Origin of the sequence: Sphingomonas sp. PAMC26645, assembly GCF_004795835.1 — a bacterium.
GTDB lineage: Bacteria > Pseudomonadota > Alphaproteobacteria > Sphingomonadales > Sphingomonadaceae > Sphingomonas.
In genome coordinates this window covers 821,971-843,972 of record NZ_CP039249.1, presented here as the reverse complement: position 1 = coordinate 843,972, position 22,002 = coordinate 821,971, and the positions used below count along the sequence as shown (strand labels likewise).

The 22,002-nt window shown below is 63.2% G+C and carries 10 protein-coding genes; 7 read left to right on the top strand and 3 right to left on the bottom strand.

Annotated features, from left to right (window positions below; genetic code table 11):
* Positions 1–128 precede the first annotated feature (128 nt).
* The 7 genes from E5673_RS04040 to E5673_RS04010 all read left to right on the top strand — a co-directional run bounded on the left by E5673_RS04040 (position 129) and on the right by E5673_RS04010 (position 16,495).
* Positions 129–3,338 (top strand): TonB-dependent receptor, encoded by a 3,210-nt coding sequence (locus E5673_RS04040; RefSeq protein WP_136189032.1) that lies wholly within the window; start codon positions 129–131, stop codon positions 3,336–3,338.
* Between the two features lie 103 nt (positions 3,339–3,441).
* Complete coding sequence (locus E5673_RS04035; protein ID WP_247599567.1) at positions 3,442–4,497, top strand: glycoside hydrolase family 5 protein; 1,056 nt, start codon at positions 3,442–3,444, stop codon at positions 4,495–4,497.
* Between the two features lie 511 nt (positions 4,498–5,008).
* Positions 5,009–7,291: a TonB-dependent receptor gene (locus E5673_RS04030; RefSeq protein ID WP_247599566.1), complete on the top strand. Its 2,283-nt coding sequence runs from the start codon at positions 5,009–5,011 to the stop codon at positions 7,289–7,291.
* A gap of 650 nt (positions 7,292–7,941) precedes the next feature.
* On the top strand, positions 7,942–10,503 hold the full coding sequence (locus tag E5673_RS04025) for a TonB-dependent receptor (protein ID WP_247599565.1): 2,562 nt from the start codon (positions 7,942–7,944) through the stop codon (positions 10,501–10,503).
* Positions 10,504–10,812: 309 nt separating this feature from the next.
* A complete protein-coding gene (locus E5673_RS04020; protein WP_247599564.1) occupies positions 10,813–12,378 on the top strand; it encodes a sulfotransferase in 1,566 nt (521 codons plus the stop codon).
* Between the two features lie 113 nt (positions 12,379–12,491).
* Positions 12,492–15,047, top strand: a complete 2,556-nt coding sequence (locus tag E5673_RS04015; protein WP_136189029.1) for a TonB-dependent receptor — start codon at positions 12,492–12,494, stop codon at positions 15,045–15,047.
* Positions 15,048–15,106: 59 nt separating this feature from the next.
* Positions 15,107–16,495, top strand: coding sequence for a M20/M25/M40 family metallo-hydrolase (locus E5673_RS04010; protein WP_136189028.1), 1,389 nt, complete (start codon positions 15,107–15,109; stop codon positions 16,493–16,495).
* A 308-nt stretch (positions 16,496–16,803) separates the two neighbouring features.
* Here E5673_RS04010 and E5673_RS04005 read toward each other — a convergent pair whose 3' ends face one another.
* From E5673_RS04005 to E5673_RS03995, 3 genes are read right to left on the bottom strand one after another with little or no spacing between them, the layout of a single operon-like run.
* Positions 16,804–18,018 carry a histidine-type phosphatase gene (locus E5673_RS04005; protein ID WP_210731801.1) on the bottom strand — a complete coding sequence of 405 codons (1,215 nt, stop codon included), beginning with the start codon at positions 18,016–18,018 and terminating at the stop codon, positions 16,804–16,806.
* 8 nt (positions 18,019–18,026) lie between these two features.
* Positions 18,027–19,118 (bottom strand): Ca2+-dependent phosphoinositide-specific phospholipase C, encoded by a 1,092-nt coding sequence (locus E5673_RS04000; protein WP_136189027.1) that lies wholly within the window; start codon positions 19,116–19,118, stop codon positions 18,027–18,029.
* Positions 19,118–21,796 carry a TonB-dependent receptor gene (locus E5673_RS03995; protein ID WP_136189026.1) on the bottom strand — a complete coding sequence of 893 codons (2,679 nt, stop codon included), beginning with the start codon at positions 21,794–21,796 and terminating at the stop codon, positions 19,118–19,120. Before E5673_RS03995 ends, E5673_RS04000 begins: the two co-directional genes overlap by 1 nt.
* Positions 21,797–22,002 lie beyond the last annotated feature (206 nt).

Genomic DNA, 22,002 nt, shown 5'->3' with positions numbered 1-22,002 from the left:
ATACCTCAGGACCACACGTCAAACATTGTCCTGCCGCCGGAACGCGAGCTACCGAGCACCATCACTCGCGTATTTGCGAGAAAGAGAGTCGGCGCACATTCGCAGCTCGGCCTCGGGGGAGAAACTGAATGCACGTCATTGCCTCGCGTAGCGCGCACCTATCTTTCGTCCGCTCGCTGGGTATCGGTGTGTCCGCATTGGCACTCACGTCCGGTGTGCAAGGCTTCGCGCAGACGGTGACGCAACCGACCGCGCCCACGACCAATTCCCAGGATGGCGGCATATCGCGGTCGACCGATCCCGTAGTGTCCGGCGCCGCCGCACCCGACGCGCAGACGGGGACGCCGGCTACGGGGCAGGATCCCGTTGCGGCCCAGACCGACGCAGCAACCGGTGACGAAATCGTCGTTACCGGCATCCGCGCCAGCCTGGCGAACTCGCAGGGTATCAAGCGCGATGCCGACACCGTCGTGGACGCGATCACTGCCGAAGATATCGGCGCCCTGCCGGACCGCTCGGTAACGGAGGCGCTCCAGCGCGTTCCCGGCGTCTCGATCAGCCGCTTCGCAGCCGGCAACGACTCCGATCACTTCTCGGTCGAGGGTTCCGGGATCGTCATTCGCGGACTGAACTACGTCCGCTCCGAATTCAACGGTCGCGACAGCTTCTCGGTCAATGGCGGCCGCGCGCTCAACTTCCAGGACGTCTCGCCCGAATTGCTCGGCTCGGTCGAAGTCTACAAGAACATGACCGCCGACCAGATCGAGGGCGGGATCGCCGGAACGGTCGTCCTCAACACGCGCAAGCCTTTCGATAGCAAGGAACCGGTCGTCTACGTGTCCGCGGACATGAACTACGGCGATTTTTCCAAGAAGGGCTCACCCTCCATCTCAGGCCTTGCGTCGAAGAACTTCGACACGAGCATTGGTCGGTTTGGCGTGCTCGTCGGCGGGTCGTATTCGCAGCTCTTCAGCCGCGCGGACGGCCTGCAGGTCACGAACTACCAGGCCCGCTTCAACGGTTCGCAGGACATCAACGGCGACGGGGTTAACGAAACCGACACCCTGGCAGGGCTTGCCCCGGGCCAGGTGGCGTACGCGCCAGTGGGCGCCGGCGTACGGACGCAGGAGTTCAACCGCGAGCGCATCGGTGCGGCAGGCGCGCTGCAGTTCGAATCGAACGACAAGTCGCTGCTCGCTACGCTGCAGTTCGTGCGCAGCGACGCACGCCAGACCTGGGGCGAGCGCACCGTGGAAACCGTGTCCGACGGCATCGACCGCGCCACCGCGCCGCGGCCGGGGACCAACTATACCTTTGGCGACGACGGCCTTTTCGAAACTGGTACGATTTCGCTCGACCGCGGTTACGTACCGGCCGGTGGACAGCAACGCGGCATGGTTACGCAGCTTTCGAATCGCGGCGTGAAGACGCGTGCAGTGACCAATGATTTTGGCGGCAACGTGAAGTGGCAGGCAACCGAAAAGCTGTCCTTCAACTTCGATGGCCAGTATGTAAAATCGACCACGAAGCAGACGGATCTTTCGGTCTATGGATCGACGTTCTCGGACGTCGCGCTCGACCTCACCGGCAATACGCCCGACATCAGCTTCCTCGCCCCTAACGGTGCCAACAGCCAGGCGTATTTCGCGGATCCGGCGAACAGCTATTATCGCGCTGCGATGGACCATTTCGAGGACAACAAGGGCCATGAATGGGCGTTCAAGGCGGACGCAACGTATGATTTCGGCGACGACAGCTTCCTGAAGAAGGCCAAGGTCGGTGCACGCTATGCCGACCGCGACCAGACGGTGCGGTATTCGCTGTATAACTGGGGCGTGCTGAGCGAAGTCTGGGATGGGTCGGGTCCCGTCACCTTTGCGGACACCAACTCGAACGGCTACGGCCTGTTCAGCTTCGATAATGTGTTCCGCGGCGACGGTCCGTCCGGGCTCGGCGCAAATTACATCAACGGAAATCCGGCATCCAGCTACGATGCCATCACCGCACAGGCACAGGCGGTCAATGCAATCTGGCGCAACCAGAAGGGTGCGAATTCGGGCGGATGGACGCCTGCCGCCCAGCGCGCGGGCGTGGTCGCCGGCACCAGCTTCCTGCCGAGCGAGGTTTACACCAATTCCGAAGAGACCAAAGCTGCATACGCCCGGCTCGACTTCGGTACGCAGGGCAACGACCTGTTCGGAGGCCTGAAGGTCTCGGGTAACGTCGGCCTCCGCTACATCCAGACGACGGACAAGGCGAACGGCTTCTTCACGTTCCCGACGCGCAACCAGATCATCGGCAGCGCTGCCAGCGTCGCGACCTTCTGTGGCCAGCCCGCACAGACGAGCCCGTTCTGCGGCCTTACATCGGCGCAGCAGCAGGACGTTCTGACGTTTTCCAATGGAACCGCGATCAACCAGACGACACGCAACCGCTTCGATCACTTCCTGCCGAGCTTCAACCTCAAGGTTGGCATCACGCCGAACCTGATCTCGCGCTTCGCCTATTCGAAGGCGATCTCGCGGCCGGGCTTCGAGCAGTTGCAGAGCACGACCCTGATCGCACCGACCAGCGGGCTTTCGGTGTTCCAGCTCGAAGGCGGCAGCCGGAATTCCAATCCGTTCCTGAAACCCGTCGAGGCGAACCAGTTCGATCTCACCGCGGAATGGTATTTCGCAAAGGTCGGGTCGTTGACCGCGGCGGCGTTTTACAAGGATCTGTCGAACGTCATCGTCGCGAACGTGGCGCAAACCCGCTCGATCACGAACAAGGGCATCACCCAGAACGTGTTGTTCGTGGCGCCACAGAACGCGGACAGCCACAGCAACGTGAAGGGCTTCGAAGTCGCCTATCAGCAGACCTATGATTTCCTTCCGGGGCTGCTGTCTGGGCTCGGCGTGCAGGCCAACTATACCTTTGTCGACCCGTCCAACATCCCGCAGGGCCGCGGCGCACAGGCCACTTCGCCGACCACGACGATCGACGTCTCTCGCCTGCCGCTCGAAGGGCTTTCGCGCCATACGATCAACGGCACGCTATTCTATGAAAAGGGACCATTGTCGTTGCGCGCCGCGTACAACTGGCGATCGAGGTATTTGCTGACGATCCGTGACGAGATCGCGCCATTCCTGCCGATCTATGCCAGTGCGTTCGGGCAGCTCGACGGGACGATCCTGTACTCGGTCAACGACAACTTCAAGATCGGGTTCCAGGGGGTAAATCTCCTCGACAGCACGACGAAGACGGAATCGGTCGTCAATGCCGAGGGGCTGCGCGCGCCGCGCAGTTACTTCAAGAACGATCGTCGATTCTCGCTGACCACGCGGCTGAAGTTCTAACCCAGGCGCAGGCCTGACACCGTCGTCAATGCTGCAGCTTCCTGTCATTGCGTCCGCAACAGAGAGCTGCAGTTTGCGATACGTTATCGAAAGGAAGACATCCGTGCTCTTCAGATATGTGTTGGGTGCGGCGGTGGCCCTCGCCGCTCCGACTGTCGCTTACTCGCATGACGGCGTCGCAAAAGCAGCGATACGGACATCCGACAGTCCGGCGACGGCGACCGGGCCGGCATGGCGCACCGCGTCGCGCCTCCACCGCGGCGTCAACATCATCGGATACGATCCGCTGTGGGACGATCCCCAGAAGGCACGGTTCAAGCCGCGTCATTTCCGGATCATCAAGCAGGGCGGGTTCGATTTCGTCCGGGTCGTGCTCCAGTCCTTCAAGCACATGGATGCCGGAAACCGCCTCGATCCGAAGTGGCTCGCAACGCTCGATGGTGTCGTCAAGGACGCGACCGCCGCCGGTTTGAGCGTCATTCTCGACGAGCACGACTTCAACCTGTGCTCGGAAGCGCCGGACGCGTGCGAACCCAGGCTGATCGCGTTCTGGGAACAGATCGGGGCACGCTATCGCGACGCGCCGGACAGCGTTCTGTTCGAATTGCTGAACGAGCCGCACGCGCCTCTGGATGGTCCCCGGTGGAACGCGATGCTGAGCAGGCTCATCCCTGCTGTACGCGCGACAAATCCGGGCCGGACGCTCGTCGTGGGGCCAACCCGCTGGAACAATCTGGAAGAACTGCCCGGACTCGAACTGCCCAAATCCGACCGGAACATTCTCGTCACCTTCCACTCGTACGAGCCTTTCCGATTCACCCACCAGGGGGCACCTTGGTCGCCGGAAACCGCCGGACTGAAGGACGTGCCCTTCACAGCCGCCGACGAGGCGAGGATCAAGGCCGATTACGACAAGGTCGGTGCATGGTCGCGCGCGAACGACCGCCCCGTACTGATGGGCGAGTTCGGCGCGTATGAGAAAAGCGGCACGCCAATTGAGGCACGTGCCCGTTACACGGCGACCGTCCGCCGCGAGGCCGAGGCGCATGGCTTCCCATGGGCGTATTGGCAGTTCGACAGCGACTTCATCCTGTACGACATCGACAAGGGTCGTTGGGTAGAGCCGATACGCAAGGCGCTTATACCCGAGCAACGGTAAAGCATTCGTCCGGAGCGGTATCAAGCCGACATGGGTCTGATCGGGAGCATGATCGTCCCGTTGCAGGCGCACGACGTAAGAATTATCGCGACGCACGGTTCTGGCAGGCGTGGGCGGCGCGGCTGGCATATGCACGGTCCGCCTTTGCACGGCCCGCCTCTGCACGACAGCGCAGGGCTAGCATCTTTCTGCTCAGCGACTTCATCGACTAGGACGAGGGCCGCGATGGGTTAAAACTCGCGCGGAGCGATGACGACTATGTATTTACGCCACTTGGGGGCGGGCGGGGCTTCCTAGAATCCGAAGTCGGGCAGGACAAGCCGATGCGCGATCCGCAACGGTTGCAGGGTACGGACAGGCAATGGGGCAAAGATGTCGCGGTGCCAGGAAAAATGCATCGCACCTGATCGTGTCTATTGCCGCGCGTTGCAGTGATGTTACCGATTGGCGACGGATCCGGGTCACACGGATCAACGCAGGAGGATGTTCGAAGCCCAAGGGGGGACCATCCATGATTCGCTTGCCCGTTCGTACGTCTGCCATCGCCCGACTGCTCGCCGCCAGCGCGCCGCTGCTCGTTTTCGCCGTGCCCGCCATCGCACAGGAACACGTGCCGGCTGCACAAGCGGCGAGCGATCCGGCGAGCGACCAAGGCGTCGGTGAGATCGTGGTTACCGCGACCCGCCGCCGGGAATCATCGAAGGATGTCCCGCTCGCGGTCACCGCGATCAGTGGCGAGAAGCTCGACGTGCTCAATTCGAGCGGCCTCGATATCCGCTTCCTCGCTGGCCGCACGCCGAGCCTCCAGGTCGAATCGTCGTTCGGACGGACCTTCCCGCGCTTCTACATCCGCGGCCTCGGCAACACCGATTTCGATCCCAACGCCGCGCAGCCGGTGTCGGTGGTGTATGACGACGTCGCGCTCGAGAACCCGATGCTGAAGTCGTTCCCGGTCTTCGATCTGCAAAGCGTCGAAGTGCTGCGCGGTCCGCAGGGCACGTTGTTCGGGCGCAACACGCCGGCGGGCGTCGTGAAGATCGATTCCGCCAAGCCGAACCCGGACAAGGTCTCGGGCTATGCGACCGGATCCTGGGCGACCTACAACACGATCAACGGCGAGGCTGCGCTCAACCTTCCGATCGGCAACGGCTTCGCGTTCCGCGCGTCGGGGATCATCCAGTCGCGCGACGACTGGGTGAAGAACGATTCCACGACGGGCAATGCGGATCGCAAGCTCGAGGGCTATCGCGACGTCGCCGGCCGCTTCCAGCTCGGCTATACCAGCAGCGACTTCAACGCCTTGCTCAACGTCCATGTCCGCGACCTGACGGGCTCGCCACGCATCTTCCGCGCCGGACTGTTCAAGCCGGGGACCAACGACTTCAACACCGGCTTCGACCCCAAGCACGTCACGCTCGACGGTTACACCAGCCAGAGCCTCACGCAGTGGGGTACCAACCTCCGGCTCGACTATCACCTCGACGGCATCGGCACCTTCTACTCTGTCACCGGATACGAGCAGGCCAAGGTCGAGAGCACCGGCGATGTCGACGGTGGCAACAACTACACGTTCCTCGGCGGAACGATCGGCACGATCGGCGTCGGACTGTTCCCGTCGAACACCGGCGGCCTGACCAAGCCCAAGGAGTTCAGCCAGGAGCTCCGCTACGCCAGCGAGGACATGAACGGCATCCGCCTCCAGGGTGGTCTGTATTATTTCCACCAGACGCTGCGCTATCACCAGTATGACTATGCGTTCGGCGGTACCGGATCGCGCGCGACCGACCTCGACCAGGATATCTACCACGACAACCGCAACGAGAATTACGGCGCGTTCGCCTCGATCGAGGCCAAGCCCGTCGACTTGCTGACGCTCCGCGCGGGCGTCCGCTATTCGCACGACTATCGCAACGACCTCGTCACAGCACCGATCCCCGGCACCGGGATCAGCGATACGCTGCCCGCGCGCGCGGTCGTTCGTGGCTCGAACGTGACCTGGGACGCGAGCGCGACCTATGAATTGACGCCGGCGATCAACGTCTATTCGCGGCTCGCGACCGGCTATCAGGGCCCCGCGATCCAGGACCGCGTGACCTTCGGCAGCGTCCAGAGCACCGCGCCGAAGCAGACGACCTTCTCGGGCGAGAGCGGCTTCAAGGGCACGCTGCTCGACCGGAAAGTGAACTTCTCGCTCGACGCCTATTGGTACAGCACCAAGGACCTGCAGATCACTGCGGTCGGCGGCAGCAGCAATTCGGCACGCCTGATCAGCGCGAACAAGGCGATCGGCTACGGCGTCGAGGGAGAGTTCGAGGCGCGGCCATTGCCGGAACTGACGCTGACCGCGAGCGGCAGCTACAACTTCACCGAGATTCGCGATCGAAATATCGGCGTCGGGGTATGCGCGACCTGCACCGTGCTGGATCCGATCGTCAACGGGTTCGCGGTGATCGACGGCAACGATCTTCCCCAGGCGCCCCGCTGGATCGCCAACTGGACCGCGCGCTACGGGATCCCGCTCGGCAATGGCGGCGAGGTCTATGCCTATACCGACTGGGTCTATCGCAGCCGCATCAACTTCTTCCTGTACGAAGCCGTCGAGTTCACCGGCAAGTCGTCGCTCGAAGGCGGCCTCAAGGTCGGCTATAAATCGCCGCAAGGGTATGAGGTCGGCGCGTTCGTCCGCAACATCACCAACCAGTATCGCAGCATCAGCGCGATCGACTTCAACAACCTGACGGGCATGATCAACGAACCGCGGATCATCGGCGGTCAGTTCAAGGTCGCATTTTGAGATAAGACGCCGGACTGAGCGCCTTACGGTCAATCTTGGTTCGCAAGCGAGCCAAAGGCACTGTCGTCTGACGTAACACCGTGGTGGGCCGGTGCTTCGGCACTGGCCCTAACCTTGGATCCACTGTCGACAAGGGCGCCCCTAGAATAAAACTTCCGGTCGGACTTGATCACGGACATCTTACAAAGATTCCGGCGTTCTGACTTCTGCCATTCGTTCATTGGGTGAATCGCGCTTCGCAGCCCCCGCCAGCACTGGCTCCAACTCACCAAAATGCGGTAAAAATGCAACATTGTTGCAGATGCGTGACGATGTACGAAGTTTTCGATTGCTAGAACACGTCCGTTGTGGCCGTTTGGTGCACGATGACGATGCAGTGAAATGACACCGTCACGACATTCGCAGGGCTGGTCAAAAAGCGTTTCGATACGCCGAACACAATCGACGATCGAGAACGGGAACATCTGGAGAAGACTTTTGAAGAGCTAGGTTTTCCAAGGGGGCTTTAGATGATCAGATACACGACTTCGACCGTCGCACTGGCGGTTGCACTACTATCGTGCCCCGCCGCCTTCGCAGCCGAACGAGATACCATACAGGACGCGGCTACAGGCTCCCCTCAGGACACCACTCCCCAAGGGGTTGCACCCGTGGAGGCCGAACCAACGAGTGAGATCCTTGTGCTTGGTACGCGACGTACCGACCGTACGTTGGCCAACTCGCCCTCGCCCGTCGACATCATCAGTGCGGACGACCTAACCACGCAGCCTGCCGCCAACATGATCGATGCGCTCAAGAACATCGTACCGTCCTTCTATGCCGGCCAGAACTCGATCTCGGACGCGTCGACCTTCGTTCGCTCGCCATCGCTTCGTGGCCTGTCGGGTGACCAGGTCCTCGTGATGCTGAACGGCAAACGCTACAACCGGTCGGCACTGGTGCAGGTCTACGGCGGCAGCGATACCGGGCTTGGCCGCGGTGCCCAGGGTCCCGACATCTCGGCAATTCCGTCGCTCGCGATCGGCAATCTCCAGGTGCTGCGCGAAGGCGCCACCGCGCAATATGGCTCGGACGCGATCGCCGGCGTACTGAACTATGGCCTGCGCCAAGATCAGGGCATCGAACTGGTCGGTCGCACCGGGCAATATTATGCGGGAGACGGCGAAAGTTACCAGATCGCCGGCAATGCGGGCCTGAAGGGCGACTGGGGCTTCATCAACGCGACCGGCGAATATGTCGACGAGGGGCAAACCAGCCGTGGTCGAACCCGCCCATCGGCGGCGAACTTCGCGCAGAACTTCCCGGCGCTCGCGACGCAGCTGCCCAATTTCCCCGGCCCCGTGCAGATCTGGGGCAATTCGCCCTCGCACGGCTTCAAGTCGGTGCTCAACACGGCGATCAACGTCACCCCCGACAGCAAACTCTATTTCTTCGGCAACTTCGCGCAGAGCAAGGGCAACCAGAGCTTCAACTACCGTGCGCCCGTGAGCAGCACCGCAGTCGATTCAGCCGGGGTGGTCCGCAATCAGGGTGCGAACGGCGCGTTCAACAACACGTTCTTCCTGACCCCCTGCCCGACCGGCAACGCGACCTGCCCGACCGGCGGCTTCGTACGGGACGGCAACATCTTCAAGTTCAACCAGCTCTATCCGGCCGGCTTCACGCCGCGCTTCGTCGGCAAGTCGCAGGAACTCTACGGCGTGCTCGGCTACAAGGGCACCAGCGGCGATTTGAGCTATGACCTGTCGGGCACGCTGGCCCGCAACAAGCTGTCGCTTTCGATGTATAACTCGGCCAACTTTTCCTACGGGCCGGCGACCCAGACGAGCTTCGATTTCGGCGACCTGATCCAGAAGGAAGTGAACTTCAACGCCGACTTCACCTACGCGGCGGACCTCGGGCTCGCGGCGCCGCTGACGATCTCGGCCGGTGGTGAATTCCGCAAGGAAACCTACGAGCAGACCGCGGGCGATACGCAGTCCTATGCGGCCGGTCCCTACGCCGTCGCGCAACGGCTCTACACGCTGACCGCGCCGGGCGTGTATACCGCCTCCGGTACGACCGCGGCGCAGGGCGTCGGCGCGAGTGGCTATGCCGGCACCAGCCCGGCCACCGCGGGCAAGTTCGACCAGAAAGCCTATGCCGCTTATGTAGGTCTTGAAACCGATATCACCGACGCGCTAACGGTCGGCGCGGCAGGGCGGTACGAGCATTACAACACGTTCGGCGATGCCTGGGTCGGCAAGGTCAACGCACTTTACAAGTTCGTCGAAGGGTTCTCGGTTCGCGGCAGCTTCGGCACCGGCTTCCATGCGCCTTCCCCGGGCCAGTCGAACGTCTCGATCGTCACGACCTCGTTCAACGGCGGCAACGCGTTCCAGGCGGGCACCTATCCGGTCAACAGCGCGCCCGCACAATATTACGGCGCCGAACCTCTGACGCCCGAAAAGTCGACCAACTATGGCTTGGGCGTCATCCTGGAGCCTGTCCGGGGCATGACGATCACGGTCGACGGCTACCAGATCGACCTCCGCAACCGCATCGGCCTTACCTCGCCCTTTATCGTCACCGCAGCGGCGGTCGCGGCGCAACCGGCACTGCAAGCCGTTGGCGTCGATGGTCAGGTCCAGTATTTCACCAATGGCTTCAAGACGCAGACCCGCGGCATCGACGTCGTCGCCACCTACCGCACGAAGCTCAGCGATGCTCAGTTGAACTTCTCACTGGCGTACAACTACAACAAGACCAAGGTTACCGACTACGATTCTCGTGTGATCAATTTCCCCATCCTTATCGATGCGGAAAACCTGGCGCCGAAGCATCGCATCGTCTTCAACGCCAATTGGTCGCTGGATAATCTGAGCTTCAATGTCCGCGAGAATTACTACAGCTCGTTCACCGCGGCGCAGGATTACGGCGTCACCAACATCCTGACCAACGGCATCGTGACCGGGGCGACGCCCAACCAGGTTTTCGGCGGCAAGTTCGTCACCGATCTCGAAGTAAGCTATGTCTTCGCCGAGCATTTCACCCTGTCGATCGGCGCGCAGAACTTTACCGACGAACACCCCGATCGCCTCGCGGCGAACGGAACGGTGCAGATCTATCCCCTGACCGGCGGCACGTCCGACGGCCAGGTCTACCCGCGCGGTGGTGGCCCGTTCGGCTTCAACGGCGGCTTCTACTACACGCGTCTTCGTGTAAAATATTGAAATGGACATGGGGGCGCGAGTGCGTCCCCACGTTTCCGTTCAGCGACGTAACGAACAAACAAAGTTTAGACTTTAGGTCGTTACATCCATTCCACATGAAGCCCTCGGCGCCCATGCCTGCGAACTGCTGTTACAAGACGAGAGGCCGCAAACAGCCCTTAGAAACACGAGCTTTCATCGCTGACTGATCCTCACGATACGAAATCTGCGACCGCGATGTCTTTGCCGACTACACGACGTGTCGGTGGAAAAACCTCCGTCCTACCTTCGCGCTTGACGCCTGCATGGCGGGCACCGAAAGTTGGGGTAATGGCACCCACCCCGAACCATCGTTGGCCGAGCGACCTGATGCAGGCCGCGCTCGCGCTCCACGACAACCAGCTTCACGTCGCCGAACCGCTGCTGAAGGCGTATCTCAAGCGCGATCCGTTCGATGCGCGGGCGATCCGGATGCTGGCCGAACTGGCCGGGCGGATCGGGCGGTACGGCGATGCGGAGGTATTGCTGCGCCGTGCGGTCGAACTGGCGCCGGGCTTTACCGCGGCGCGCGCGAACCTCGCGCTCGTGTTGTACCGCCAGAACCGCGCGCCCGAAGCGCTGACCTTGCTCGACGCGGTGATCGCCGACGAGCCGGACAATCCCGGACATGCGAACCTGAAGGCGGCTGCCCTTGGGCGGCTCGGCGGGTTCGAGGATGCGATCGCGCTGTATGAAAAAGTACTGCACGACGCGCCGGGCCAGCCGCGCGTGTGGCTGAGCTACGGTCACATGCTCAAGACGGTGGGGCGTCGCGACGACGGTATTGCCGCCTATCGCCGCGCGTTGGCGCTGTTGCCGACCCTCGGCGACGCGTGGTGGAGCCTCGCCAATCTCAAGACGGTACGGTTCGACGACGCCGATATCGCATCGATGGAGGCTGGCCTCGCTCGGGACGATCTGGATGACGAGGACCGCTTCCATCTCGATTTCGCGCTCGGCAAGGCATTCGAGGATCGCCGAGAACCTGTGCAGTCGTTCGCGCATTACGCGGCGGGCAACGCACTCCGCCGGACCCGGATCGTGTACGACGCCGACGAAACGCGCATATTCGTCGACCGCAGCATCGCGCTGCTGACGCCCGATTTCCTGGACGCGCGCCGCGGCCAGGGATGCGAGGCACCCGACCCGATCTTCGTCCTTGGCATGCCGCGTGCGGGTTCGACTTTGATCGAGCAGATCCTCGCCAGCCATAGCCGCGTCGAGGGCACCACCGAACTCCCCGACATGCCCGCGCTCGCCCGCCGCATCGCCGACTATCCGCAGGGCATCGCCACCCTCTCTGCGGATGCACTGCGCGAGATCGGCGAGGAGTATCTGCGTCGTGCCGCGATCCAGCGGCGCACCGATCGCCCGTTCTTCATCGACAAGCTCCCCAACAATTGGGCGCATACCGCGTTGATCCACCTCGCCTTGCCCAATGCGCGGATCATCGACGCGCGGCGCGACCCGCTCGACTGCTGCTTCTCGAACTTCAAGCAGCATTACGCGCGGGGGCAGACGTTCAGTTATTCGCTCGACGATCTCGGCCGCTATTACCGCGACTATGTCCGGCTGATGACGCATGTCGACGCGGTGCTGCCGGGCCGCGTCCACCGCGTCGATCACGAAGCCCTGCTTGAAAACACCGAGGTCGAGGTCCGTGCGCTGCTCGCAGCGTGTGGCCTCGACTACGAACCCGCATGCCTCGCCTTCCACGAGACCGAGCGCGCGGTCCGCACCGCCAGTTCCGAACAGGTGCGTCGGCCGATCAACCGTGACGGCGTCGATGCCTGGCGGCCGTACGAAATGTGGCTCGATCCGCTGAAAACCGCACTTGGCGACCTGCTACGCGCATGATCCGTGGTAAAAACGTCACGCTCACGTAATAAAGCTGCAAAATAGGCCAGCTTTGTTTGACGTTCGCTGCACTGCACCACAGTCTCTGCGCATAAACGCTTGGGGGCTCGCGCATGCACATATTCGATCGTCGGTTGTTGATCGGCTCGCTCTTGGCCTCTTCTGCGATAGTGTCTTCCGCTCACGCTCAGACTGGCCCTGCCGTGGCACCGGCACCGGCCAAGCAGACCGCCCCTACCGCGCAGACCGCCGGCGAGTATGAAGGCGACATCGTCGTCACCGCGCAGAAGCGCGATCAGAACATCCAGAACGTCCCGATCAGCATCCAGGCGATCGGCACCAAGCGGCTCGACGATCTCAACATCTCGAACTTCAACCAATATACGCAGCTACTGCCGTCGGTATCGTTCCAGACGACGCAGCCAGGATCGACCGTCGTCTACATGCGCGGCGTCGCATCGGGCGGCGATGGCAATCATTCGGGCCCCCTGCCCTCGGTCGGCACCTACCTGGATGAGCAGCCGGTGACGACGATCGGCGGCACGCTCGACGTCCACATCTACGACATCGCCCGGATCGAGAGCCTCGCCGGGCCACAGGGCACGCTGTACGGCGCGTCGTCCGAAGCAGGCACGATCCGGATCATCACCAACAAGCCCGACACGAGCGACTTTTACGGCCGCGTCGATGGCGAGGTGAACAGCGTCAAGTCGGGCGGGATCGGCAGCAAGGTCGAAGGCATGCTCAACATGCCGCTGTCGCAGTCCGCAGCGCTACGCGTGGTCGGCTTCTATCAGCGCGATGCGGGGTACATCGACAACGTCGCCGGGTGCCGCAGCTACCTTCCGGAACCGACCCCGACCTCGTGCACATCAGCGAATGGTGGCGTGGTCGTCGACAACGCCGCGTTCGTGAAGAAGAACTACAACGATACCGAGACCTATGGCGGCCGCGCGGCGCTGAAGGTCGATCTCGACAGCAACTGGACCGTGACGCCGACCGTTCTGTACCAGGAACAGCGCAACCACGGCACCTATGGCTACGACCCGAAGGTCGGCGATCTCGAAGTTCAGCATTTCTTCCCCGAGTTCCGCCGCGACCGGTTCATCCAGGGCGCGCTGACGATCGAGGGCAAGGTCGGCAACTGGGACGTCACCTATGCCGGCGCGTATCTCGACCGGAAGACGTACACGTCGAGCGACTATACCGATTACGCCGAAGCCTATGACTCGGCTTATTCGTCGGTCGGCGGGCTCGCTGGCTATTTCTATTATCAGGACAATGCCGGCCGGACGATCGATCCGCGGCAGAAGATCATCGGCACCGATCATTTCAAGAAGACCAGCCAGGAACTGCGCGTCGCATCGCCGGTCGAGGACCGGTTCCGGATCGTCGCCGGCGCCTTCTATCAGCGCCAGACCAACGCGATCTTCCAGGATTATCAGATCGCCAATCTCGGCACCGCGGTATCCGTCAACGGATCGCCCGGCACGCTGTGGCTGACCAAGCAGGAGCGCGTCGACAAGGATTACGCGATGTTCGGCGAGGCGAGCTTCGACATCCTGCCGAACCTGACCGCGACCGCGGGTGGCCGCGCGTATATCTACGACAATTCGCTGATCGGCTTCTACGGGTTCGGGCGTAATCCTGCGGTCGATCCGGACGATGGCCGGCCCTACACCGCGACGCCGTTCAACGCGGCGGGCAGCAGCCTGACGGGCGTTGCGGGCTGTTATCTGGCCAACGGCCAGACCCTCCGCGAGGCGTATAGGAGCGGCGGCGATACCTCCACGCTGCTGCCGGCGGCGGTGGCCGGATCGCCCTGCACCAATCTCGCGACCTACACGACCACCGGATTGGTCCCCAAGAAGACGCAGGGACAAGGCGCCACGTATCGCTTCAACCTGACCTTCAAGCCAAGTGACAAGGTACTGGCCTATGCCACCTTCTCGCGCGGTTTCCGGCCGGGCGGGATCAACCGTCGCGGCGACGTTGCGCCGTATGACGCGGATTTCCTGACCAATTACGAGCTGGGCCTGAAGACGACGCTGTTCGATCGGCTACGCTTCAATGCCGCAATCTACCAGCAGGCGTGGGACAAGTTCCAGTTCTCGTTCCTGGGGCTGAACAGCTTCACGATCATCCAGAACGGACCGAACGCTCGGATCAGGGGCGCGGAGGCGGACGCGAACTTCTCCACGGGCGGCCTGTCGCTGACCGCGGCAGCGTCCTACACCGATGCGAAGACGCGCAACGACTTGTGCGCCACGCAGACCTGTAGCGGCACTGGCCTCGACGTACTTGCGCCGAAGGGCACGCGCTTGCCGATCACGCCACGCTTCAAGGCAAGCGGGACGGCGCGCTACAGCGTCCCGGTCGGCACGGCGAAGGCGTATATTCAAGGGCTCGTCGCGCACCAAAGTTCGGCAGCAGCGGATATCCGACTGGCGCAGACGGCGAGCTTCGGCCGACTCAAGGCGTACACGACCGCCAATGCGTCGATCGGCGCGGACCTGTCCGGCTACACGCTAGAGTTGTTCGTCCAGAATCTGTGGGACGAACGCGCGCAATTGTCGCGGTTCCAGCAGTGCGGGACGTGTTCGCAGCGCACCTACATCGTCAGCAGTACGCCGCGGACGATCGGCCTGCGCGCGGGAGCGAAGTTCTAGGAATTGGTTCGTCGCGATCCTCCCCCGCAAAGGGGAGGATAAGAATTCTCCGAGGAAAGATGATGATGACGTCCAAGCTCAAGCTTCTACTAGCCTGCACCGCCGCAATGGTCGGCATCCCGGCCTCCTCGCAGACTCCAGCCGCCACCAACGGTCTCGAAATCGCGAAGAAGATGATCGCGTTTCGCAGCGTGCGTGGTCCCGGCAACCAGACCCCGCAGCTCGCCGCCTATCTGAAGCAGACATTGGTCGCGGGCGGCTTTGCGGCTGCAGACGTCACGATCACCCCTGTCGACGACACCGCCTATCTGATCGCAACGTGGAACGGCAGCGATCCGGCGCTGAAGCCGATCGTCGTCTCCGGACATATCGACGTCGTCGAGGCCAAGCCCGCCGACTGGCAGCGCGATCCGTTCACCGCGGTGGTCGAGAACGGATATCTCTACGGCCGTGGCGCCACCGACATGAAGCTCGACGCAGCGCTCGCGATCGCGACGCTGCTCGACATGAAGAAGGCGGGCTACACGCCAAAGCGCGGCATCGTCCTCGCGCTGTCCGGCGACGAAGAAACGGTGATGAAGACCTCGTCGCTGATCGCCGAAAAGCTCAAGGCCAGCGAGATGGCGCTCAACATCGACGGCGGCGGCGGACTGTACGACGAGGCCGGCAAACCCGAGTATTTCACGATCGGCGCCGCCGAAAAGACCTATGCCGACTTCCAGCTCGAGGTGACGAACCCCGGCGGACACTCGTCCGCGCCGCGGAAGGTCAACGCGATCAACGAGCTTTCCGCCGCACTGGTCAAGATCGGCGCGTATCGCTTCACGCCACAGCTGTCGCCGATCACCAAAGGCTATTTCGAGGGCGTCGCACCGCGTCAGACCCCCGAACTCGGCGCCGCGATGCGCGCGTTCGTCGCCAATCCTGCCGACCAGAAGGCGATTGAAACGCTCGCCGCCAACACCGGCTATGTCGGCCAGATCGGCACGACCTGCGTCACGACTATGGTCAGTGGTGGCCACGCCCTGAACGCGCTGCCGCAGCGTGCGACCGCCAACATCAACTGCCGCATCTTTCCCGGCGTGAAACCCGAGACAGTGATGGCCGAACTCGCCAGGGTCGCCGCCGATCCGGGTGTGAAGTTCAGCGACGTCACCGAAGGATCGAACCCGACCGACGCCTCGCCGCTGCGCGCGGACCTGACCGGCCCAGTCAAGACGGCAATGGGCAAGATCCGTCCAGGCGTGCCGATCTTCCCGAGCATGTCGGCGGGTGCGAGCGATTCGATGTGGTATCGCTCGGTCGGCGTGCCGAGCTACGGCGTCAGCCCGATCTTCATCAAGCAATCGGACGACTTCAGCCACGGCCTCAACGAACGCACCCCGATCGACAACATTCCGCTCGCGATCACCTATTACCGCTCACTTTTCACCGATCTGACGAAATAGCGCACAGGGCACCGGGATCGGCCGTTGCGCTGCACGACCGATCCCATTTTTTAGCGTCGCAAGTTTGGCATGAATATACTTGAGAAGACCCGCCTGATCTTACGGGTTTCGACTTCCCAATCCGATCCTAATGGCATCGTTCGACTGTCGATTTTCGGCTGATTTGATTCGGTTCTGGTCTTTGCAGGACGCTGCCGCTCTGCAGTTTTAATTTATTGGTCGGCTTCTGCTGAGGGCTGTGTTGAAATCTCCACGAGTGCGGAGTTTCTAGTTGGCGCCCCGGACACGCGGTAAGGTTGCTTCGAGCGTCACCTAGCTGTTTGCAGCGGAGCCAGGTGTGAAACTAGCAGCCGGGAAAATGTGGTGGCGGGACACAATGGGCTCGCGCAACCTGGGATCTTGAGCGCGACGAGCGAAGCGGATTGCCCGAGCCCACGGAGGGTCTCGGGCGACTGGGTGCGGTACGACACCCGCACGACCCGGGCACCGGTGCTTGCGTCACGCAGGCGTTCGATTAGCAGCGCCCCGCCCGGCGGAACGTCGTTGGTGGCATAGCCCGGCGCTTTCAGATCGACCCGAAGCGCGGCGGCGAGCGCCGTGACGTTGGTGTCATGCCCCATGAACACCGTCAGCCGCGGTCCCGTCGAGGACAAGGCTGCCAGTACCTCGCGGCCGAGCACGGCGGCTTGATGCGCGGCCATATAGGACGGATGCGTGTACACGGCGAACAAGGCGGCATGCAGCGCGCCGAGCTGCTCGATAGTCGCAGGATTCGCGCGGCCCCAACCAACGCTCTCGCGTGGCAGGCCCTCGACCTCCTGCAGCAGCAGTACCTGCGCAATACCGGAGGCGGCGCGGATCGGCCCCGCCAGCACGAGATCGTGGCCATCGGCGCTTGCGCTGACCGCCGGCGTGCCAGCAGGGACGCATCCCCGCTCCACCGACGTACAGCCAAGCACCTGATCGAGTCGCGCTAGCGCAGCGCCGTGACGTCGGGCGAGTGCCGCCATGCCACCCGTCTCATGGTTGATGGATGCAATCGCTGCGCGCGCGTCGAAGGCCGTCGCCCGTGCACGCAACGGCTCGAAGATCGCGTCCGCGGTACCGAGCGGCTTGTGTTCGATGGCGAGATCGCAGCCGGGCGCAAGGCCCTCCGCATAGGCCTGCCCGCTCGCGATCGTCCGATCGGAACTGTTCGATCTGATCCGGACGACACCCGCCGGACACCCGTTTGGCGTCATCAACCCGCGCGCCGCGAGCAACCTTCGGTCGTACGCCGCCACCTGTTCGAGGGCCCGCACGCCATGCGGGGTGATCCGGCTTTCAGCCACAGGCCAAGCCGGCCACGGTGCACCGGTGCGGGTGTCCAACGGCACCTCGCCGTCAAGCGGCGCGCGGATGCCGTGGCGCATGACCAACACTGCCCGCTCGACCACCAAGACGCGCTTCGGCGCGGCGCTAGCGATCGAGCCGATCAGCAGCGCGGCGACGGCACACACGGTCCCGAAACCACGCAACTTCAAGTTGCACCTCAAGGTTGCAGGCTGCAACCGCCGGGCACACGCACCGGACTGCAGCGCGCCATCGCCTTGCCCGGCAACGTTACCGCGAAGCCGACGTGCAGCGGGTCGGGCGCGCCGGGGTAATAATCGGTGCTGACCGCCTGCGCGCCACTCGCCAGGGCGGCGTTCGCCTTGGCATAGTCGCGGCTGCGGGCTTCCACCGTGCCGGCGTCGGTGCGGGTGCGAACGATCACGCCCTCGCCGACCCAGCGCCGGATCCGTTCCCCATCGACCAGCGGGTCCTGGACGATCTGGATGGCGGATTCGGGCTGGTCGTCCGGGTACCAGCCGAACATCGCCCGGCCGGCCAGCGACGGGTGACCGTCGCGGTAGACGTCCGACACTGCCTTGCGCACGTCGAACAGTATGTAGATCCGCCCCCGTGCCGCTGCCAATGTCGGCCATCCCCGCGTATGTACCGCTTCGCGCAGACTCGCTGCCGTACCGCGCACCTCGTCCGGCGTGATCAGACGCCTACCCGGCAGCACGGATCGGATCTCGCCGTCGAGCGCATCGAGCAGCGTCTTGTCATCGAGCGGTATCGGGCTGCCGATCTCCGGCCGCCCCGACGGCGTGTCGGCGGCGTTGATGGTGATCATGACCGGCAGATGCCGCGGGTGTGCGCGCGACCAGCGGTTCACTTCGCCGAGGCACCGGACCAGAGTCACGCAGGTGCTCATGTAATCCACGTCGGGAATGTGGAAGACCTTGTACCCAGGCTTGAGCATTGCCGCGCGGTCGAAGCTCGTCGTTTCGCCGGCCGCCTTGGCCCACGCCTCGCCCTTGGGCGACGCATAGCGCCCGCCATCGGGGTCGGCGAAGATATCGATCTCGATCTGGCGCACCCCGCGGTCGAGTTGATGCGCGAGCGGCAGGTGGTAATAGTCCAGCCCCTCCGCCATCCGCGGCTCGGCGGCACGGATCTTCGCCATCACCGCCGTCGGAATCCGTGCCTTGAAGCTGTTGTGCGAGCCGACCACCTGAATGTCGTTCATCGCTCGCTGTGCCGTCGCGCCGGTCGAAACCAGCGCAGCGGCGGCGAGTAGCATCGACCTGAGCATCAGAACTGCGCCCGCACGCCGAACAGGATAGTGCGGCCGTAATTGTTGATCTCGCCGAACTGGATTTCCTTGTCGTTGTAGCTGTAGCTGTTGGCGTTGGCGATGTTGATCGCCTCGACGCTGAAGGTCAGCGCGTTCGTGGCGCGCACCGATATGTTGCCGTCCAGCGTACCGAATGCCGCGACGAAGGTCGGCACCTGCGTCGTGCTGCCGACGCCCGACAGATATTTGTCGCGCCACGTATAGGAGATACGCGCTGCCAGCGGCCCCTTGTCGTAGAAGCCGACGACGTTGAAGCTGTTCTTCGACAAGCCGATCAGCTGATCCTTGATCGGACGCGCACCCGCCGTGTAGTTCGCCTGCACCGACGTGTGGGTATAGGACGCCTGGACGCCGAGCCCGTCGAATGGCGCCGGCAGGAACGTGAAGACCTGATTGTACGCTGCTTCGGCACCATAGACCTTGGCGCTGCCGCCGTTGACCTGTGTGCTGAGCAGCACCGTGCCGCGGCCGGGGATCTCGACATTGATGTTCTGCGCGGTGATGTAGTCGTCCATCGCCTTGTAGAACAGCGCGCCGGTAAGCGATCCCGAGCGGTTGAAATACCATTCGAGCGACCCGTCATACTGGGTGGCAAGGAAGGGCTGCAGCGCAGGATTGCCGCCGCTAGCAGTCGCCTGATCGGTCGAGACAGTGATCTGCGGTGCGCTCTGCGTAACGTTCGGCCGCGTGAGCACGCGACTGGCGGCGAGACGCCCGACCAGATCGCGGGTCAGCTCGGCGCGTAGGTTGAAGCTCGGCAACCAGTTGCTGAACGTCTGCGGAAAACGTGCCGGCGTGACGACGTTACCGGCAGTCAGATTGCCGCTCGCCACCTGATCGGTGTGGACGTAGCGCACGCCGACATTGCCGGTGACAGCCACGCTGCCGACCGGAAACCCATAGTCCGCACGGACATAACCGCCTGCCGTCTTCTCCGTCACGACGTAAGAAGCGCGCAGGTCGCCCGCCGACAGCGGGCTGTTGGCGATCGCGTCGGTGAACAGCTTGTCGTAGAACACGCTGGTGATCGGCACGAGCCAGGTCCGCGGGATATTGCCGCCGACGCCCGACAGGAAATCGTCGAACGGGAGCTGCTCGAAGCCATTGGGTGCGAAACCGGTCAGCGACGTGTTCGCCGCCGGGTTCACCGTGAAGTCGCGACGACGATAATCGCGCTTGCGCCAGTGATATTCGCCGCCGGCCGCCAGTTTGGTGATGAGGCCATCCAGGTCGTGATCGACATCGAGCCGCCCGTAGGTGTCCCAGTCCTTGCTGTTCTTCGGCGCGATGTTGAACGGGTAGAGCGTGTAGTTGGCGGGATTCAGGACGTTGACCGGCGTGGAGATCGTCGGAGCCACCTTGTAGCCGCCCGACGAGTCATAGGTCAGCGGCGCGAAGAACTGGATACGGCTGCGCACCGTGCCCTCGGCGTAGCTGGGGTGATAGCTATGCGCGAACGACCAGTTGGCGTTGGCGACGACGTTCCAGCCCTCGGGCGTCCAGGCCTGCTTCAGCCCTACCGTGATCAGGTCGTGTCGGTTGAGGCTATATTCGCGCGTGCCCATGAAGCGCACGTCGTTGATCGTCGCCGCGACAACGCTATTGCCGTCGAGCTTGACCGAACCGGGCACCAGCACCGGTTTGTGACCGGCAACGCTGGCGTCGTCGGGATAGATGTCGAGGCCATATTCGTCATAGGCGATGTCGAGCCGCGTCGCGAGCACGTCGAGCGTCGTCTCCAGCTCCGGGCTGGGCTTCCACTGCGCCGAGATCATGCCCGACAGCCGCTTGCGATCCTCGGTCTCCACGGTCGGGCGAGTGCGCCCCGGCGTGTAGAACCCCTTCCCCAGCGCCGACGCGAACTTATCGAGATACCAGCCGGTGTTGTAGGAGCGGTCGTTACGGACCTCCTTCCCCCAATATTGCGCGCCGGCGAGAATGCCGAACGTACCGTCGTCGGTCTTAGCGCTGATCAACGCGGTGGCGTTGGGCTTCACCTTGTCGGTCAGCGTCGTGTAGGTGCCGCGCAGGTTCAGCGTGGTCTTGTTGCCGACGTCGAGCGGGCGGAAGGTCTTCACGTCAATATTGCCGCCCAGCGCACCCTCCGTCATGTCCGACGTCGGCGTCTTGACCACGTCGATCTGCGACACGAACTCGGCCGGCAGCATCTCGAAGCGGAACTGACGACCGTTGGCGCCGCCATTCTCGATCAGATCATTGATCGCCACCGGGCGCCCGTTGAGCAGCGTGCTCTGGAACTGCGGCCCGAGACCACGGACGCTGACGTACAGCCCCTCGCCGCGAGGGCGCGTGATGGTGACGCCTGGAATGAGCTGGAGTGCTTCCGCCACGTTCTGCGCGGGAAACTTGCCGATGTCGGTCGCGTTGATCGCGTCCACGCCGTAGCCTGCCTGCCGCTTGGTCTCGGTCGCCGCGGCGAGGCTTCGCGCGTAGGAACCGGTAACGACGATATCCCCTGTGGCGTCGGCTTCGGGATTTCCCGCGGTATCAGCGGCGCGGGTTTGCTCCGTGTCGGACGCGCTAGCGCTGGTCTGCGCGCTAGCCGATTGCGTTGCGCCCAGAGCCGCAAGCGTAAGCGGCAGCGTCGCCCAAAGCAGGCGCGAATGATGCAACATGTCGAGTATTCTCCCCCCGGACCGACCGGTCCGACCCAGCGGTGCATTAAAACGCGCATGTTGCGGGCTGGCGGCACTAAAGTTTCACTGCCGTTACGGTTCTATTTCGGGCACGTTGCATGGCAATTTTAAAGGCGCCTGAGGACACCGAGGCCGCCCACCCGACGACGTGGTCACGAGGGTTTAATTAGAACGCTTCTTTCGAA

Coding starts and splice junctions, on each gene's coding strand:
- E5673_RS04040 (WP_136189032.1), top strand. CDS start 129: ATGCACGTCATTGCCTCGCGTAGCGCGCACCTATCTTTCGTCCGCTCG.
- E5673_RS04030 (WP_247599566.1), top strand. CDS start 5,009: ATGATTCGCTTGCCCGTTCGTACGTCTGCCATCGCCCGACTGCTCGCC.
- E5673_RS04020 (WP_247599564.1), top strand. CDS start 10,813: ATGGCACCCACCCCGAACCATCGTTGGCCGAGCGACCTGATGCAGGCC.
- E5673_RS04015 (WP_136189029.1), top strand. CDS start 12,492: ATGCACATATTCGATCGTCGGTTGTTGATCGGCTCGCTCTTGGCCTCT.
- E5673_RS04010 (WP_136189028.1), top strand. CDS start 15,107: ATGATGATGACGTCCAAGCTCAAGCTTCTACTAGCCTGCACCGCCGCA.
- E5673_RS04000 (WP_136189027.1), bottom strand. CDS start 19,118: ATGCTCAGGTCGATGCTACTCGCCGCCGCTGCGCTGGTTTCGACCGGC.
- E5673_RS03995 (WP_136189026.1), bottom strand. CDS start 21,796: ATGTTGCATCATTCGCGCCTGCTTTGGGCGACGCTGCCGCTTACGCTT.